17 protein-coding genes are annotated in these 16,433 nt (G+C 64.6%); 10 read left to right on the top strand and 7 right to left on the bottom strand.

Annotated elements, in window-relative coordinates:
• The first annotated feature begins 4 nt into the window (after nt 1-4).
• On the top strand, nt 5-2,167 hold the full coding sequence (locus tag B4M43_RS06005) for a mechanosensitive ion channel family protein (protein WP_296265076.1): 2,163 nt from the start codon (nt 5-7) through the stop codon (nt 2,165-2,167).
• On the opposite strand, the gene B4M43_RS06000 is transcribed toward B4M43_RS06005, so the two are convergent.
• Complete coding sequence (locus tag B4M43_RS06000; protein ID WP_296265074.1) at nt 2,118-2,873, bottom strand: UTRA domain-containing protein; 756 nt, start codon at nt 2,871-2,873, stop codon at nt 2,118-2,120. The genes B4M43_RS06005 and B4M43_RS06000 overlap by 50 nt on opposite strands.
• A 311-nt stretch (nt 2,874-3,184) precedes the next feature.
• Between B4M43_RS06000 and B4M43_RS05995 the strand changes: the two genes are divergently transcribed.
• The 6 genes from B4M43_RS05995 (at nt 3,185) to B4M43_RS05970 (ending at nt 8,445) form a co-directional block, all read left to right on the top strand.
• Nucleotides 3,185-4,249 (top strand): ABC transporter substrate-binding protein, encoded by a 1,065-nt coding sequence (locus tag B4M43_RS05995; protein ID WP_296265071.1) that lies wholly within the window; start codon nt 3,185-3,187, stop codon nt 4,247-4,249.
• A 62-nt stretch (nt 4,250-4,311) separates the two neighbouring features.
• On the top strand, nt 4,312-5,118 hold the full coding sequence (locus tag B4M43_RS05990; protein ID WP_296265069.1) for an alkaline phosphatase family protein: 807 nt from the start codon (nt 4,312-4,314) through the stop codon (nt 5,116-5,118).
• Entirely contained in the window at nt 5,115-5,954 is an 840-nt protein-coding gene (locus tag B4M43_RS05985; protein ID WP_296265067.1) for an ABC transporter permease, read from the top strand. The genes B4M43_RS05990 and B4M43_RS05985 overlap by 4 nt, the downstream gene beginning before the upstream one ends.
• Complete coding sequence (locus tag B4M43_RS05980; RefSeq protein WP_296265065.1) at nt 5,944-6,738, top strand: ABC transporter permease; 795 nt, start codon at nt 5,944-5,946, stop codon at nt 6,736-6,738. The genes B4M43_RS05985 and B4M43_RS05980 overlap by 11 nt, the downstream gene beginning before the upstream one ends.
• Nucleotides 6,739-7,728, top strand: a complete 990-nt coding sequence (locus B4M43_RS05975; protein ID WP_296265064.1) for an ABC transporter ATP-binding protein — start codon at nt 6,739-6,741, stop codon at nt 7,726-7,728.
• Between the two features lie 66 nt (nt 7,729-7,794).
• A complete protein-coding gene (locus B4M43_RS05970) occupies nt 7,795-8,445 on the top strand; it encodes an HAD family hydrolase (protein WP_296265062.1) in 651 nt (216 codons plus the stop codon).
• A 60-nt stretch (nt 8,446-8,505) separates the two neighbouring features.
• Here the strand turns inward: B4M43_RS05970 and B4M43_RS05965 are convergent, their stop codons facing one another.
• Complete coding sequence (locus B4M43_RS05965) at nt 8,506-9,468, bottom strand: NAD(P)H-quinone oxidoreductase (RefSeq protein ID WP_296265060.1); 963 nt, start codon at nt 9,466-9,468, stop codon at nt 8,506-8,508.
• A 140-nt stretch (nt 9,469-9,608) separates the two neighbouring features.
• Here B4M43_RS05965 and B4M43_RS05960 point away from each other — a divergent pair, with 140 nt between their 5' ends.
• A complete protein-coding gene (locus B4M43_RS05960) occupies nt 9,609-11,690 on the top strand; it encodes a carboxy terminal-processing peptidase (protein WP_296265058.1) in 2,082 nt (693 codons plus the stop codon).
• A gap of 151 nt (nt 11,691-11,841) precedes the next feature.
• On the opposite strand, the gene B4M43_RS05955 is transcribed toward B4M43_RS05960, so the two are convergent.
• The 5 genes from B4M43_RS05955 to pcaQ all read right to left on the bottom strand — a co-directional run bounded on the left by B4M43_RS05955 (nt 11,842) and on the right by pcaQ (nt 15,260).
• On the bottom strand, nt 11,842-12,210 hold the full coding sequence (locus B4M43_RS05955; protein WP_296265056.1) for a hypothetical protein: 369 nt from the start codon (nt 12,208-12,210) through the stop codon (nt 11,842-11,844).
• Nucleotides 12,207-12,548, bottom strand: a complete 342-nt coding sequence (locus tag B4M43_RS05950) for a helix-turn-helix domain-containing protein (protein WP_296265054.1) — start codon at nt 12,546-12,548, stop codon at nt 12,207-12,209. Before B4M43_RS05950 ends, B4M43_RS05955 begins: the two co-directional genes overlap by 4 nt.
• 99 nt (nt 12,549-12,647) lie before the next feature.
• On the bottom strand, nt 12,648-13,088 hold the full coding sequence (locus tag B4M43_RS05945; protein ID WP_296265052.1) for a YkvA family protein: 441 nt from the start codon (nt 13,086-13,088) through the stop codon (nt 12,648-12,650).
• 288 nt (nt 13,089-13,376) lie between these two features.
• Entirely contained in the window at nt 13,377-14,135 is a 759-nt protein-coding gene (locus tag B4M43_RS05940; RefSeq protein WP_296265050.1) for an FKBP-type peptidyl-prolyl cis-trans isomerase, read from the bottom strand.
• A gap of 192 nt (nt 14,136-14,327) precedes the next feature.
• Nucleotides 14,328-15,260 carry a pca operon transcription factor PcaQ gene (pcaQ, locus tag B4M43_RS05935; protein ID WP_296265048.1) on the bottom strand — a complete coding sequence of 311 codons (933 nt, stop codon included), beginning with the start codon at nt 15,258-15,260 and terminating at the stop codon, nt 14,328-14,330.
• A 134-nt stretch (nt 15,261-15,394) separates the two neighbouring features.
• On the opposite strand from pcaQ, the gene B4M43_RS05930 reads away from it, so the two are divergent.
• Both B4M43_RS05930 and map read left to right on the top strand, forming a co-directional pair.
• Nucleotides 15,395-15,598 carry a ParD-like family protein gene (locus tag B4M43_RS05930; protein WP_296265046.1) on the top strand — a complete coding sequence of 68 codons (204 nt, stop codon included), beginning with the start codon at nt 15,395-15,397 and terminating at the stop codon, nt 15,596-15,598.
• Entirely contained in the window at nt 15,595-16,383 is a 789-nt protein-coding gene (map, locus tag B4M43_RS05925; protein ID WP_296265044.1) for a type I methionyl aminopeptidase, read from the top strand. Before B4M43_RS05930 ends, map begins: the two co-directional genes overlap by 4 nt.
• Nucleotides 16,384-16,433: the final 50 nt, after the last annotated feature.

The raw sequence follows: 16,433 nt of genomic DNA, 5'->3' as shown, positions 1-16,433 counted from the left end.
CCCCGTGCCAGTTTTCCTGCGTTGCCTGACCTTGCTGCTGATGCTGTTCGTCGTCCCGGCCCAGGCGGCCGGATTGCCTGGGCTGTTGGGTAGCGGCAGCAGCGGCTCGCAGCAACCCGAAGCCACCGAACCACTGGGCAAGTCGCTCGACGAGGTGATCAAGAACCTCGAGAACGACCAACAGCGCGCCAAGCTGCTCACCGACCTGAAAAAGCTGCGCGACGCCACGCGCCACTCGCAGCCCACCGTCGAGCAAGGGGTGCTGGGCCTGATCACTGGCGCACTACACGATTTCGAAGCGCAGTTCAGCGGCGAGGCCAGCCCGTTCCTGCGCTGGTCCCAGGAGTTCGAGCAGGCCAAGGCGGAACTGGTCGAGCGCGTGGTACCGATGCAGGAATGGCCGGCCATCCTGTTCGGCTTCGCGGCCGTGATCGCCCTGTGGAGCCTATTGGCCTATGCCTTCAACTGGGTCAGCCACCGCGTACGGCTGCGCTTCGGCCTGAGCGAAGAACTGCCGCAACATCCGCGCACCTGGGACCTGGTGCGCTTTGCCCTGCGCAAGCTCGGCCCCTGGTTGGTGGCGCTGATCTTCACGGTCTACCTGAGCCTGGTGCTGCCCTCTTCGGTGGGCAAGTCGCTGGCCATGGTGCTGGCCTACGCCCTGGTGGTCGGTACCTGTTTCTCGGCCATCTGCGTGATCGCCTTCTCCTTGCTCGACGGCCCGCACCGCCACCGCGCGCTGCACATCCTGCGCCACCGCGCCTTCAACCCCTTGTGGCTGATCGGCAGCTTCGCCGCCTTCGGCGAGGCGATGAGCGACCCGCGCCTGACCACCGCGCTGGGCACGCACCTGGCGCACACCATCGCCACGCTCGCCAACGTGCTGGCAGCGCTGTGCACCGGGCTGTTCATCCTGCGCTTCCGCCGGCCCATCGCCCACCTGATCCGCAACCAGCCGCTGTCGCGGCGCCTGACCCGCCGCACTCTGAGCGACACCATCGAAATCCTCGGCAGCTTCTGGTACCTGCCGGCCCTGGTGCTGGTGGCCATCTCGCTGTTCGCCACCTTCGTTTCCGCAGGCGACACCAGCACGGCCCTGCGCCAGTCGCTGGTGTGCACCGTGCTGCTGGTGGTGTGCATGGTGCTCAACGGCCTGGTGCGTCGGCACGCCGCCAAGTCGGCGCTCAAGCAGCGACGCCACGCGGTGTATGCCGAGCGCCTGATGAGCTTCGGTTACGCCCTGGCGCACCTGTTCATCTGGCTGGTGTTCATCGAGCTGGGCCTGCGCGTGTGGGGCCTGTCGATGCTGCGCTTCGCCGACGGCGAAGGCCACGACATCAGCATGCGCCTGCTGGGCCTGGCCACTACGTTGATCGTCGCCTGGCTGGTATGGATTCTGGCCGACACCGCCGTACACCACGCCCTGGTGCGCTCGCGACGGGGCATGGCCAACGCCCGGGCGCAGACCATGATGCCGCTGATCCGCAACGTGCTGTTCGTGGCCATCGCCATCATCGCCTTGATCGTGGCCCTGGCCAACATGGGCATGAACGTCACGCCGCTGCTGGCCGGTGCCGGTGTGATCGGTCTGGCCATCGGTTTCGGTGCGCAGTCGCTGGTGGCCGACCTGATCACGGGCTTGTTCATCATCATCGAAGACTCGCTGGCCATCGACGACTACGTCGATGTCGGCGGCCACCTCGGCACCGTCGAGGGCCTGACCATCCGTACCGTGCGCCTGCGCGACATCGACGGCATCGTGCACACCATTCCGTTCAGCGAAATCAAGAGCATCAAGAATTACTCGCGCGAGTTCGGCTACGCCATCTTCCGCATCGCCGTGCCGCACAGCATGAGCATCGACACGGCCCTGACGCTGATCCGCGAAGTCGGGCAGAAGATGCGCAACGACCCGCTGATGCGCCGCAACATCTGGTCGCCGTTGGAATTCCAGGGGGTGGAAAGCTTCGAGTCGGGCTCGGCCATCCTGCGCGCGCGGTTCAAGACGGCGCCGATCAAGCAGTGGGAAGTGTCGCGGGCATTCAACCTGGCACTCAAGCGCGAGCTCGACGAACAGGGCCTGGACCTGGCCACGCCGCGTCTGTCGGTGCAGGTGGTCACGGCCGGCAGTGGGCAGGCGCAGCCCCAGGCGCCGGTGACGGAGTGACGTGGGCGCGCAGGCGGATGGCGTCGTGCCGCCAATATTCCAGATCGCAGTCGATCAGCCGGCCGTGCTGATCGCTGTTGCTGCGCAGCACCTGTAGCCCTGCGCTGCCGCTCGAAACGCGCAGGGCGCCGGCTGCGGCGGTCGGCAAGGCCGTGGGCAGGATCTCGAAGTCCACGAGACCGTAGTGGATGCCGTACTGGCTCGCATAGAGCCAAGTCAGCGACTGGTTCAGGTCGAGCGCGAGAATGCCCGGGAAATACAGCGGGTTGAGGTAGTGCTCGGCATATAGCACGGCGCGTCCGTCGATGCGCCGCAACCTGCAGATACGCACTACGCTCGACAGCGCCGGCAATTGCAGGCGTGCGCAAATCGCTGCCGAGGCCGGTTGCAGGCAAGCCGACAACAGTTCGGTGGTGGGGCTGCGCCCCTGCCCTTGCACCATGGCGTGGAAGTGGCTGCGCTCGATCAGGTCGTAGGTCAGCCGTGGCGGCGAAACGAACCAGCCGCGCCGCTCTTCCCGGTAGATCAACCCCTTGGCCTCCAGTTGCACCAGCGCTTCGCGCAGGGTGATGCGGGTGGTGGCGAACACTTCGCTCAACCGGCGCTCGCCCGGCAACTGCTCGCCCGCCGCCAGCAGGCTGTGTTCGATCTGCTCCTGCAGGGCATGGCAGATGGCTGTTACCGCGCGTGGTGGCGATGGATGCATCACAAGTTACCTTCCTGGACTAGTCCAGCACCTCGATGGGGCCGCTGGCGGACCCTGTCAGCCTAGGCAGGGGCCATGAACAAGCTGTGACAGGTTTTAGCTCCATCCCTCGTCGTCCGGCATCGCAACGCCACAGCCTAGTCTACGCTTGAGCCCCAGGGCGCCCGCCCACGCAGTTCGGCTGCCCCGCTACATCAAACTGTCACGCACAGGGCCTACTTTGGCCCGAGAGTTGCTGACCTAGACCAGCCAGTTCGCAAGCACGCTTTCCTTCGACATTGAATGCACCGCATCCACCCAAGGAGCTTCGGATGAAACACTTCTTCATGGCCTCACTGCTGGGCGCGAGCATCGCCCTGTGCACCTCGGCGATGGCCGCGGACACCGACCTGAAAACCCTGGAAGACGCCGCCCGCAAAGAAGGCGCCCTCAACAGCGTGGGCATGCCCGACGCCTGGGCCAACTGGAAAGGCACCTGGGACGACCTGGCGCAGAAGTACGGCCTCAAACACAGCGACACCGACATGAGCTCGGCCCAGGAAATCGCCAAGTTCGACGCCGAGAAGGACAACGCCAGCGCCGACATCGGCGACGTGGGCGCAGCCTTCGGCCCCATCGCCCTGGCCAAGGGCGTGACCCAGCCCTACAAGCCCAGCACCTGGGAACAGATCCCGACCTGGGCCAAGGACCAGGACGGCCACTGGGCGCTGGCCTACACCGGCACCATCGCGTTCATCATCAACAAGGACCTGGTCAAGGAAGACCAGCGGCCTACGACCTGGCACGACTTGGAAAAAGGCACGTACAAGGTCGCCATCGGTGACGTCGGCACCGCAGCCCAGGCCGCCAACGGCGTACTGGCGGCCGCCATCGCCTACAAGGGCGACGAAAGCAACGTCGAACCCGGCCTGCAACTGTTCACTAAGCTGGCCCAGCAGAAGCGCCTGTCGCTGGCCAACCCGACCATCCAGACCCTGGAAAAAGGCGAGGTGGAAGTGGGCGTGGTGTGGGACTTCAACGGCCTGAGCTACCGCGACCAGATCGACCCCAAGCGTTTCGAAGTGCTGATTCCGTCCGACGGTTCGATCACCTCGGGCTACACCACGATCATCAACAAGTACGCGAAAAACCCCAACGCCGCCAAGCTTGCGCGCGAGTACATCTTCAGCGATGCCGGCCAGACCAACCTGGCACGCGGCCATGCCCGCCCGATCCGCGCCGAGCACCTGAAGCTGCCCGAGGACGTCCAGGCCAAGCTGCTGCCCAACGAGCAGTACGCCCCCGCGCAACCGATCAAGAACGCCGAAGCCTGGGAGCGCACGTCCAAGACGCTGCCGCAGAAGTGGCAGGAGCAGGTCATCGTCGAGATGGAGTGACGCCTGCCTGACCCCGGGGGTGCCTGCTGGCACCTTCGGCCCGCCCTGGTTCGGAGCCCCGCATGAAACACAACGTTATCCTGGTCCTGCTCGACGGCCTCAACTACCAGGTCGCCCGGCACGCCATGGGCCATCTGCACGCCTATGTCGAAGCCGGCCGCGCCGCGCTGTACCGCCTGGAGTGCGAACTGCCGTCGCTGTCGCGCCCTCTGTACGAATGCATCCTCACCGGCACCGCGCCCATCGACAGCGGCATCGTGCACAACCAGGTCACGCGCCTGTCCAACCAGCGCAGCGTGTTCCACTATGCGCGCGAGGCCAACCTGGGCACGGCCGCAGCGGCCTACCACTGGGTCAGCGAGCTGTACAACCGCTCGCCGTTCGACCCACAACGCGATCGCCACACCCACGCGCCGAAGCTGCCGATCCAGCACGGCCTGTTCTATTTCGCCGACCCTTACCCCGACTCGCACCTGTTGGCCGACGCCGAATATTTGCGCCGCCGCCACGCACCGAATTTTCTGCTGGTCCATCCGATGGGCATCGACGATGCCGGCCACCAGCATGGCCTGGACAGCAGCCAGTACCGCAACGCCGCGCGCAGCCTGGACATCCTGCTGGCCGACTACCTGCCGCGCTGGCTCGAAGAGGGCTATCAGGTGCTGGTCACCGCCGATCACGGCATGAACAACGACCGTTCGCACAACGGCCTGCTGGCCGAAGAGCGCGAAGTGCCGCTGTTCGTCTTCGGCGAAGGTTTCAGCCTCGACCCCAACGCCCGACCCGAGCAGACCGAGCTGTGCGGCACCCTGTGCGAGCTGCTCGGCGCAGCGCACGACAAACCCCTGTGCCGGGCGCTGCTGCGATGAGCGCCCGGCCCAAGGGGCGCTACCTCGCGCTGCTCTGCCTGCTGCCGTTCGCGGTGTTCTTCGTGGTGTTCCAGGTCGCGCCGCTGGTCTGGGTGGCGCTCAACAGCCTGCACGGCGAAGCCGGCTGGGGGCTGGACAACTTCGCCAAGGTGTTCAGCTCCAAGTTCTACCTGCAGGCGCTGCAACGCAGCCTGGAGATCAGCCTGTGGTCGAGCGTGTTCGGCCTGCTCATCGCGGTACTGGGTGCCTACTCGCTGCGCCAGGTCGATTCGCGCCTGCGTGACTTCGTCAGCGCCTTCGCCAACATGACCAGCAACTTCGCCGGCGTGCCCCTGGCCTTCGCCTTCGTCATCCTGCTGGGCTTCAACGGCGCGCTGACTCTGCTGCTCAAGCAGATCGGCCTGCTCGACGACTTCAGCATCTACTCCAAGACCGGGTTGATCCTGGTGTACACCTACTTCCAGATCCCCCTGGGCGTGCTGCTGCTCTACCCGGCCTTCGACGCCTTGCGCGAAGACTGGCGCGAATCGGCGGCGCTGCTCGGCGCCAACGGCTGGCAGTACTGGCGCCACATCGGCCTGCCGGTGCTGACCCCAGCGCTGCTCGGCACCTTCGTGATCCTGCTGGCCAACGCCCTGGGCGCCTACGCCACGGTGTATGCGCTGACCACCGGCAACTTCAACGTGCTGCCGATCCGCATCGCCGCGCTGGTGGCCGGCGACATCAGCCTCGACCCGAACCTGGCCAGTGCCCTGGCAATGGTGTTGGTGGGTCTGATGACGGTGGTCACGGTGGCCCATCAATGGCTGTTACGCAGGAGCTACCATGCGCGCTGAACCTGGCAAAGGCGGGCTGTACCACCGCGTGGTGGTGTACCTGCTGTTCACCCTGCTGCTGTTGCCGCTGGCCGGCACGCTGCTGTACTCGCTGGCCACCAGCTGGTCGGCGAGCCTGCTGCCCAGCGGGTTGACCTTCAAATGGTACGTGGCGCTATGGAGCGAGCCGCGCTTTCTCGCGGCCTTCGGCCAGTCGTTGCTGGTGTGCGTGGGTGCGCTGCTGCTGTCGGTGGTGCTGATCCTGCCGCTGCTGTTCGTGGTGCATTACCACTTTCCGCGCCTGGACGGGCTGATGAACGTGCTGATCCTGCTGCCCTTCGCGGTGCCGCCGGTGGTGTCATCGGTGGGCCTGTTGCAGCTGTACGGCAGCGGCCCGTTGGCCATGGTCGGCACGCCGTGGATCCTGATCGGCTGCTACTTCACCATCGCCCTGCCCTTCATGTACCGGGCCATTACCAACAACTTGCAGGCGATCAATCTGCGCGACCTGATGGACGCCGCACAATTGCTGGGCGCCAGCACCTGGCAGGCGGCCTGGCTGGTGGTGCTGCCCAACCTGCGCAAAGGTCTGATGGTGGCGTTGCTGCTGTCGTTCTCGTTCCTGTTCGGGGAATTCGTGTTCGCCAACCTGCTGGTGGGCACCCGCTACGAAACCCTGCAGGTGTACCTCAACAACATGCGCAACAGCAGCGGCCACTTCAACAGTGCGCTGGTGATCTCCTACTTCAGCTTCGTGCTGGTGATGACCTGGATCGCCAACCGTTTGAACAAGGACAAGACCTGAATGAGCTTCGTCAGCGTGCAGCACCTGCACAAACGTTATGCCAACAGCCCCGTGTTCGACGACATCAACTGCGAGATCGCCCGCGGCGAGTTCGTCACCCTGCTCGGCCCTTCCGGGTGCGGCAAGTCCACCTTGTTGCGCTGCATCGCCGGCCTCACCCCGGTGGACGGCGGGCGCATCCTGCTCGACGGCCAGGACCTGGTGCCGGTCAGCCCGCAGAAGCGCGGCATCGGCATGGTCTTTCAAAGCTATGCATTGTTTCCCAACATGACGGTCGAACAGAACGTCGCTTTCGGCCTGCGCATGCAGAAGGTCGCCGGCGAGGCCAGCCGCCAGCGGGTGCGCGAAGCGCTGGAGCTGGTCGAACTGGGCGCATTCGCCGGTCGTTACCCGCATCAGCTGTCCGGCGGGCAATGCCAGCGCGTGGCCTTGGCGCGGTCGCTGGTCACCCGTCCGCGCCTGCTGTTGCTCGACGAGCCGTTGTCGGCCCTGGACGCGCGCATCCGCAAGCATCTGCGCGAACAGATCCGCGCCATCCAGCGCGAGCTGGGCCTGACCACGATCTTCGTCACCCACGACCAGGAAGAGGCGCTGACGATGTCGGACCGCATCTTCCTCATGAACCAGGGCCGCATCGTGCAGAGCGGCGACGCCGAAACGCTGTACACCGCACCGGTCGACGCCTTCGCCGCCGGCTTCATCGGCAACTACAACCTGCTCGATGCCGACGCCGCCAGCCGCCTGCTGCAACGCCCGGTGCAGAGCCGCCTGGCCATTCGCCCGGAAGCCATCAGTCTGGGCGATGGCGGCGCGCCGGATGCCCTGATCCGCAGCCACAGCCTGCTGGGCAACGTCATTCGCTACCGGGTGCTGATTCGGGAGGTGGAGCTGGTGGTGGACGTGCTCAATCGTTCGGCCGCCGATCTGCACGAGGACGGTAAGCGAGTATCCTTGTCCATCGATCCCGCGGCGCTGTGCGAAGTGGCTTAGGCTTAGCGGGCATGGCGCTTTGCGCGCACAAACGACTTCCACACGAATTCGGGGAATTTTTCACACATGGCGTTGGCAATATTCGATCTCGACGAAACCCTCATCCACGGTGACTGCTCGGCCCTATGGTGCGCGCAGATGGCAAAACTGGGCTGGGTCGACGAAGCGTTCCTGCGCCGCGATGCGCAACTGCAGGAGGCCTATGGCAAGGGCCATTTGCGCATGGAGGAGTACATGGCCTTCAGCCTGGAACCCATCGCCGGGCGCACGCTGGAAGAAATCGAGCACCTGGTGCAACCCTGGGTCGAAGAGGTCATCGAGCCGATCATCTTCGGCGACGCCTGCCGCTGCATCGCCGAACACCGTCGAAACGGCGACCGGGTGCTGATCATCTCGGCGTCGGGCGCGCACCTGGTGGGGCCGATCGCGCAGCGTTTGGGCGTCGAGGAATTCCTGGCCATCGACCTGGAGACGGCCAATGGCGTGTATACGGGCAACACCCGAGGCGAGTTGAGCTACCGCGAAGGCAAGGTCACGCGGTTGATGGCCTGGCTGGACCAGGAGCAGGAAAACCTCGAAGGGGCGAGTTTCTACTCCGACTCGCGCAACGACCTGCCGCTATTGCTGCGCGTGGACCACCCACGGGCGGTCAACCCCGACGCAGTGTTGCGCGAGCATGCGCAGACCAACGGCTGGCCCATCCTCGACTGGGCCTGACCGCGTCATCCAGCCTCGATGCCTGGCCCGCCGACGCGACGGGCCAGGTCGACGCGGCGATCAGTTCAAGGACGGATCGACCACCACCACCAGCTTGCCCGACACCTGGTTGCTTTCGAGTTCGGCGTAGGCCGCTTCGGCGAAGGCAATCGGGTAGGTGTCGACCAGTTGCGGGCTCAAGCGGCCTTCGCCGAACAGCGGCCAGACCTGCAAGCGCAGATCGCTCAGCAACTGCGCCTTGAACTCGTCGCTGCGGTTGCGCAAGGTGGAGCCGGTGATCTGCAAGCGCTTGCTGAGCACCTTGGCCAGGTCGAATTCGGTCTTGCGCCCACTCATCAGGCCGATGATGACCCAGCGTCCGTCACGCGCCAGCAGGTCCAGGTTCATGTCCACGTAGCCCGCGCCCACCGGGTCGAGCACCACGTCGAACGGGCCCAGTTCGCCCAGGGCGTCGAGGTTCTCGTTGCGCACCACGCCGCCGCTGGCGCCCAGCGACTCGCAATACGCCAGCCGCTGCGCCGAGCCGACGCTGACCCACAGCGGGTTGCCGAACGCCTTGCACAGCTGGATGGCCGCCGACCCCACGCCACTGGCCCCGGCATGTACCAGCACCTTTTCACCGGCTTGCAAGCCCGCCAACTGGAACAGGTTGAGCCAAGCGGTGGCATACACCTCGGGAATCGCTGCGGCCTCGTGCAGGCTCAGCCCTTCGGGTACCGGCAGCACGTGGCGGGCATCGACCACCACTTCTTCGGCCATGCCGCCACCGGCCAGCAGCGCGCAGACGCGCTCGCCGACGATGAAATCGACACCCGCGCCGACTTCTTCGATCACACCGGCGCACTCCAGCCCCAGGTAGGGGCTCGCACCCGGCGGTGGCGGGTAATTGCCTGCTTTTTGCAGCAGGTCGGCGCGGTTCAATCCCGCAGCCGCCACGCGAATGCGCACTTGCCCTGCATCACAGGTGGGACGCGGCGCGTCCACCCAAGCTACGTGTCCGTCAACGCCTTGCAATGCCTTCACAGTGCCTCCATAGTTGATTCATGACTGAGCCCGCGGCGCCACGCCGCGGGCTTTTTGCAGTATTTGTCCGGCTCGATGGAACCGGCGCACGGAAAAGACGGCCTACTATGCGTGTTCAATTGCCCCCACGTCGAATCAGCATGAAGCACTTCCTACCTCGCTCCGCACTCGCCCTTGTCATCGGTCTGGGCAGCTTCGCGCTGGTCGGTAACGTTTCGGCAGCCAACAAGTGGGATTCGTTGAAGCCCGACCGCGACGAAGTGGTCGCCAGCCTCAACGTGGTCGAGCTGCTCAAGCGCCACCACTACAGCAAGCCGCCATTGGACGATGCCCGTTCGGTCATCATCTACGACAGCTACATCAAGCTGCTCGATCCCTCGCGCAGTTATTTCACTGCCGCGGACATCGCCGAGTTCGACAAGTGGAAGACGCAATTCGACGACTTCCTCAAAAGTGGCAACCTCGATCCGGGCTTTACCATCTACAAGCGCTACCTCAACCGCGTGAAGGCGCGCCTGGACTTCGCCCTGGCCGAACTGAACAAGGGCGTCGACAAGATCGACTTCAATACCCAGGAAACCCTGCTGGTCGACCGTAAGGACGCGCCTTGGCTGAAGAACGACGCCGAGCTCGACGACCTGTGGCGCAAACGTGTCAAAGACGAAGTGCTGCGCCAGAAGATCGCCGGCAAGGACCTCAAGCAGATCCAGGAAACCCTGACCAAACGCTACAAGAATCAACTGGCCCGCCTCGACCAGACCCGTGCCGAAGACATTTTCCAGGCTTACATCAACACCTTCGCCATGTCCTACGATCCGCACACCAACTACCTGTCGCCCGACAGCGCGGAGAACTTCGACATCAACATGAGCCTTTCGCTCGAAGGCATCGGTGCGGTTCTGCAGAGCGACAACGACCAGGTCAAGATCGTGCGCCTGGTGCCGGCAGGGCCTGCGGCCAAGACCAAGCAGGTCTCCCCGGCCGACAAGATCGTCGGCGTGGCCCAGGGCGACAAGGAAATGGTCGACGTGGTCGGCTGGCGCCTGGACGAAGTGGTCAAGCTGATCCGCGGGCCGAAGGGCTCTGTGGTGCGCCTGGAAGTCATCCCGGCCAACAACGCGCCGAACGACCAGACCAGCAAGGTCGTGTCGATCACCCGCGAGGCGGTCAAACTCGAAGAGCAGGCGGCGAAGAAGTCGATCCTCAACCTCAAGCAGGACGGCCGCGACTACAAGCTGGGCATCATCGAAATTCCAGCCTTCTACCTGGACTTCAAAGCCTTCCGCGCCGGCGATCCGGACTACAAGAGCACCACACGCGACGTCAAGAAGTTGCTGACCGAGCTGCAGAAAGAGAAAGTCGACGGCGTGGTCATCGACCTGCGCAACAACGGCGGCGGTTCGTTGCAGGAAGCCACCGAACTGACCAGCCTGTTCATCGACAAGGGGCCGACGGTGCTGGTGCGCAACAGCGACGGTCGCGTCGATGTGCTGGAAGACGAGAACCCCGGCGCGTTCTACAAAGGCCCGCTGACCCTGCTGGTCAACCGTCTCTCGGCTTCGGCATCGGAGATTTTCGCCGGCGCCATGCAGGATTACCACCGTGCGCTGATCATCGGTGGCCAGACCTTCGGCAAGGGCACCGTGCAGACCATCCAGCCGCTCAACCATGGCGAGCTGAAACTGACCCTGGCCAAGTTCTATCGCGTTTCGGGCCAGAGCACCCAGCACCAGGGCGTGCTGCCCGACATCGACTATCCGTCGATCATCGACACCAAGGAGATCGGTGAAAGCGCCCTGCCCGAGGCCATGCCATGGGATACCATCCGCCCGGTGGTCAAGCCCGCCGTGGACCCGTTCAAGCCTTACCTGGCACGCCTCAAAGCGCAACACGAGGCGCGTAGCGAGAAGGACGCCGAGTTCATCTACATCCGCGACCGCTTGGCGCTGACGCAAAAGCTGATGACCGAGAAGACCGTCAGCCTCAACGAGCAGGAGCGCCGCACCCGCCACGATGAGATCGATGCCAAGCAATTGGCATTGGAGAACATCCGCCGCAAGGCCAAGGGCGAAGAGCCGCTCAAAGAGCTGAAGAAAGTCGACGAAGACGCGTTGCCGGAGGAGGACAAGGACACCAAGCCCGAAGACGATGCCTACCTCGCAGAGACCGGGCGCATTCTGATCGATTACCTGAGCGCCAGCGGTGCGGTTTCCAAAAAGTGATCGATAGGTAAGCGGCAGAACTGAAGAGGCCGGACATGTGGATGTCCGGCCTTTTTTGTTGCCGCTGCAACCGGCGGGCGCAGGAGCGTTCGATCGGGTCGCTGCCTCGTTGGGGAAGTCACGAGCCCATGGGCCGGTCGCCTACTGGTGCCTAATCCGTTTCGGGATAACGGTATTCGAATACCCTGGCTACTTCGGAGGCATGCCATGACGCCGCCTCCAGACCATCGGCCGGCCCGCTGAAGCGACCGAGCCGTGCGGCGCACTCGAAAAACCCCGTACGCGGCAACCGGCTCGCGCCCTGGCTGATCACCAGTGCGCTGCGCAACGGCTGCTCGGCACGGGTATCGAGCATGGCCAGGTATTCTAAGGCGGCGGTGAGGGTCTGCATGGCCGGAGTCGGCAAGTGCAGGCGCTCGATCAGCGCACGGTACGTCAGCAGGTGGCGTTGGCGACGGGCGAGGTCCAGCTCGCCGAGCAGGTTCTGCCAATGCTGCCGGCTGATCCTGACCTGGCTCACGGCTCATCGCTCCAGCCCGCCACACCGAGGTGCCAGGCCAGTGCTCGGCGGATGGCTGCGCCGGGTTCACGCTCTCCGGCCTCGATCATGGTCAGGTAAGCCGGACTGATGCCGACGTTGCGCGCCAGGGCTTCGGGGGCGATCTGCTTGGCTTGGCGCAACGAGCCTAGCTCGATCAAGGCTGGCAGAGCAGCAGGCGGCGCGGTTTCGGCGGGGCGTTCGGGGGCGGGCGCCTCGGCGGGCGATTCGCCAGCCGCTTTGAGCAAGGCCTGGAACTGCGCCCAGGGGACCACGGCGTACTCGGGTTGACCGTCGCGGCTGATGACCTGAATACCCATTGCTGACCCTCGTTTTCGGGGTGCCCATGGCACCCGGTTGGCATGATCGAAGGGCCGATTATATCCACGCAGGCGAAGAAGGGTATGCCACAGGCCAAATCAAGGGTCGCGCTTTTCCAACTGCAACGCCTCGGGGCTGGCAGGCAGGCGTTCGACGACGCGCAGCCGTTCTGGCGATTGGCTGTCGCGCCATTCGCGGAAACGCGCCAGCTCGTCGGCCACGGTTTTCATCACCCAACCCAGTACGGCGATGTCGTCGAGAAAGCCGACGCCCAGAATCCAGTCGGGAATGGCGTCGATGGGGCTGACGAAATACAGCAGGCCGGCGACGATGGTGACCAGGGCCCGGGTACTGATGGCGCGGTACTCGCCTCGCCACCACGCCAGGCACAGCGACTGCATCAGGCGCAGATCGTCACGCATCTTGCCCAGCTTCGGTCCCTTGCGCGCAACCGCGAACAGCAGAGCGGGCAGTCGCCCACGGCTGAGTAGGCGTTCGGCCAGAGGCAGAAACCGAGCGAAATTCCAGGGTGCGCTCATGAAACCTCCAAATGACGGGCGGGTTATCCACATTTTTTGTGGATAACCTTGTGAACAGGGTCATGTTTTCAGCGTATTGCGCCCACAGGATAAGGGCCGCACTTAAATCGGGCGTTTTTTACACAGTTATTTCAAACGTGTAACCGTTTGAAGCGCTTCAGCTAAAGCCTTTCAGCTAGCCCTGTACTGTGTGGGACCGCAGCATCCAGACAGGGTTCGCAGCGGTTCACCGACGGCCAGAAACGATAACGCCCCGTCGAGACGGGGCGCTTCGTACCGTAGAACCGATTACTGCGCGGGTGCAGGCTCGGCAGCCGGCGCTTCGGGTGCCGATTCTTGCGGCTGGGCCTGGGCCGGGTCTTTGATGCCCAGCAGCTCCAGATCGAAGACCAGTACCGAGTTGGCTGGGATCAGCGGGCTCGGGCTCTGGGCGCCGTAGGCCAGTTCGGCCGGAATGTACAGCTTGTACTTCTCGCCGACGTGCATCAGTTGCAGGCCTTCGACCCAACCTGGAATCACACCGCTGACCGGCAGATCGATCGGGCTGCCGCGCTCGACGGAGCTGTCGAAGACCTTGCCGTCGATCAGCTTGCCCTCATAGTGCACGGTCACGACATCGGTAGGCTTGGGCTGTGGGCCGTCGGCTTTCTTGACGACTTCGTACTGCAAGCCCGATGCGGTAGTGACCACGCCGGATTTCTTGCCGTTTTCCTCGAGGAATTTCTTGCCGGCGCTGGAAGCTTCTTCGCTGGCCTTGGCCAGGCGCTCTTCGGCGCGTTTCTGCAATGCGCTGAAGGCCTCGACCAATTCTTCGTCCTTCAGGCGCTGGTCCTTCTTGCCGACCGCGTCTTCGATGCCCAGCGCGACGGCTTTGGAATCGAGGTCGTCCATGCCTTCCTGGGCCAGGCTCTTGCCCATGTTCAGACCGATGCCGTAGGAGGCTTTCTGCGAAGGCGTCTTGAGCTCGACGTCGCTGGTCTTCGCGTCGCAGCCTGCAAGCACCAGACCTACCAGGGCAACCGCAGCCGCCAGACGATGTTGTTTCATGCTGATTCCTTGTTCATGCGCCAGGGGGGCAAATCAGGTAAGGCCGCGAGCTTAGCAGGCGGTCACGACCAATGGCTACCGGCATGAGAGCCATGGGGTGGCATGAAGTTCCTCAGGTAAAAGCTTCTTCATCGAACGCCTGGGCAGCGCGTCGCACGGCCCCGCCCCATCGATGCGCCGAGGCGGGCCGTTTCAGGGATAGAGGCCGGCGCGGTAAGCCTCGGCCACTTCGCGCAACACCTCGCACAACCATTGCGCCGGCAGGCTCGACGGCAGCGCCGCGTTGCGGCAGATGCCTACCGAACCGCCGGGCTCCTGGCCGCCCAGGTCGAGTTCGCACAGATCGCCCTGACGCAGGTCGATCAGCACCGCATCGCGTGGCGCCACCCAGATCGCGTCGCTGCCCAGCACGTACCGGCGGCTCAACGACAGCGACAAGGTTTCCAGACGTTGCGCCGGCAACTCGATGGCGCACTGCACGAACAGGCTGTCGGCATGGCGGCGGATGGTGGTGCCTTCCGGCGGCAGCACCAGCGGGTAGCGACTCACCCGCTCGCGGGCCTTGGCGCCTGCGCCCAGCAGTGGATGATCGGCGCGCACCACCAGGCTCATCGACTCGTTGTACAGGTGCTCGAACGACAAGCCCTGGATCTGCGGGCTGTCGGTCATGCGCCCGACCACCAGCTCCAGCTCGCCCAGGTGCAACTGGCCGAGCAGTTGCGCGCCGACCCCGGTGGCCACGCTCACCACCAGCGCCTCGTGGCGCTGGTGCAGCCGGCACAGCACTTCGGGCATGAGCAACCCTTCGACCGTCGACAGCACGCCGATGCGCACCTGCGAAGGCGCACGCGCTGCGCCGCGGACACTGCCCACCCCTTCGCGCAAGGCCTGCACGCTGGGCGCGGCGTAACGCATGAAGCGCGTGCCGGTCACGGTCAGCTGGGCGCCTTGGCGGGAACGCTCGAACAGGCGCGTCTCCAGCAGCGCCTCCAACTCCTTGAGGCTTTTCGAGATCGCCGGCTGGCTGATCGCCAAAGCGTCTGCCGCCCGCGCCAGGCTGCCCTGGCGGGCGATTTCGAGAAAACACAGCAGGTGGCGGTATTTGATGCGGGTATCGAGGTTCATCGGCAGAGGGGCGCAGGCCAGTAAAGACCGGCAGCTTAGCGCATCGCCGCTGCGAAAGAGGCACGCAGCGCTAGCCCACCCGCACTTGCGGACGATATGCTTCGCATACGTTTCGTATATCAGGAGGACTGCCCATGGGTATCGTCAAGATCGGTGACGCCCTGCACCAGGACCTGCGCATCGCCAGTACGGCGCTGTCGCGCTCGATCAACGCCCAGGCCGAACACTGGATTCGCCTCGGCATGCTCGCCGAGCTGCACCCCCAATCCACCTACGAGCAACTGCTGCGCCAATTGCTGCGCCAGGAACAGGCCAACCTGCAGGAGCTGCTGCAATGAGCAACGTGATCATCAAGGACGCGGCACAACTGGCGCTGATGCGCCATGCCGGCCGCCTGCTGACCCAGGTGTTCGCCGACCTCGACGGTTTCATCCGCCCGGGCGTGACCACCCTGCAGATCAACGACCGCGCCGAAGCGTTCATCCGCGCCCTGGATGCACGCCCGGCCAGCAAGGGCCAGTACGGTTTCCCTTATGCGCTGAACACTTCGATCGACCACGTGGTGTGCCACGGCATGCCCAAGGACGACGAAGTGCTGCTCGACGGCTCGATCGTCAATGTCGACATCACCCTCGAACAGGGCGGCTACATCGCCGACTCTTCGAAAATGTATTGCATTGGCCAAGTAAATAGTGAGGCCCGGCGCTTGGTCGACACCACCTACGAAGCCTTGTGCAAAGGGATCGAACAGGTCCGCCCCGGCGCCACCCTGGGCGACATCGGCCATGCCATCCAGCGCCATGCCGAGGCCGCCGGCTACAGCGTAGTGCGCGAATACTGCGGCCACGGGATCGGCAAGGACATGCACGAAGCACCGCAGGTGCTGCACTACGGCCAGCGTGGCATGGGCATGAAACTCAAGCCCGGCATGGTCTTCACCATCGAACCGATGCTCAACCAGGGTGCGCGCGGCACCCGCACCCTGCGCGACGGTTGGACGGTGGTCACTCGCGACGGCGGCTTGTCGGCGCAGTGGGAACACACCGTGGCCGTCACCGAAAGCGGCGTCGAAGTGCTGACCTTGCGCGAGCAGGAGCGCGGCGGTCCGCTGTCGGCGCTGTAACCCCTGCGCACGGCACCAAGCGGCGGATCGGCGGTCAGAGCAGCGGGTGC

Origin of the sequence: Pseudomonas sp. UBA6562 (assembly GCF_002434265.1) — a bacterium.
Classification (GTDB): domain Bacteria; phylum Pseudomonadota; class Gammaproteobacteria; order Pseudomonadales; family Pseudomonadaceae; genus Aquipseudomonas.
Note: the sequence above shows the minus strand (reverse complement) of the source record. Positions and strands in the feature narration are given on the sequence as shown.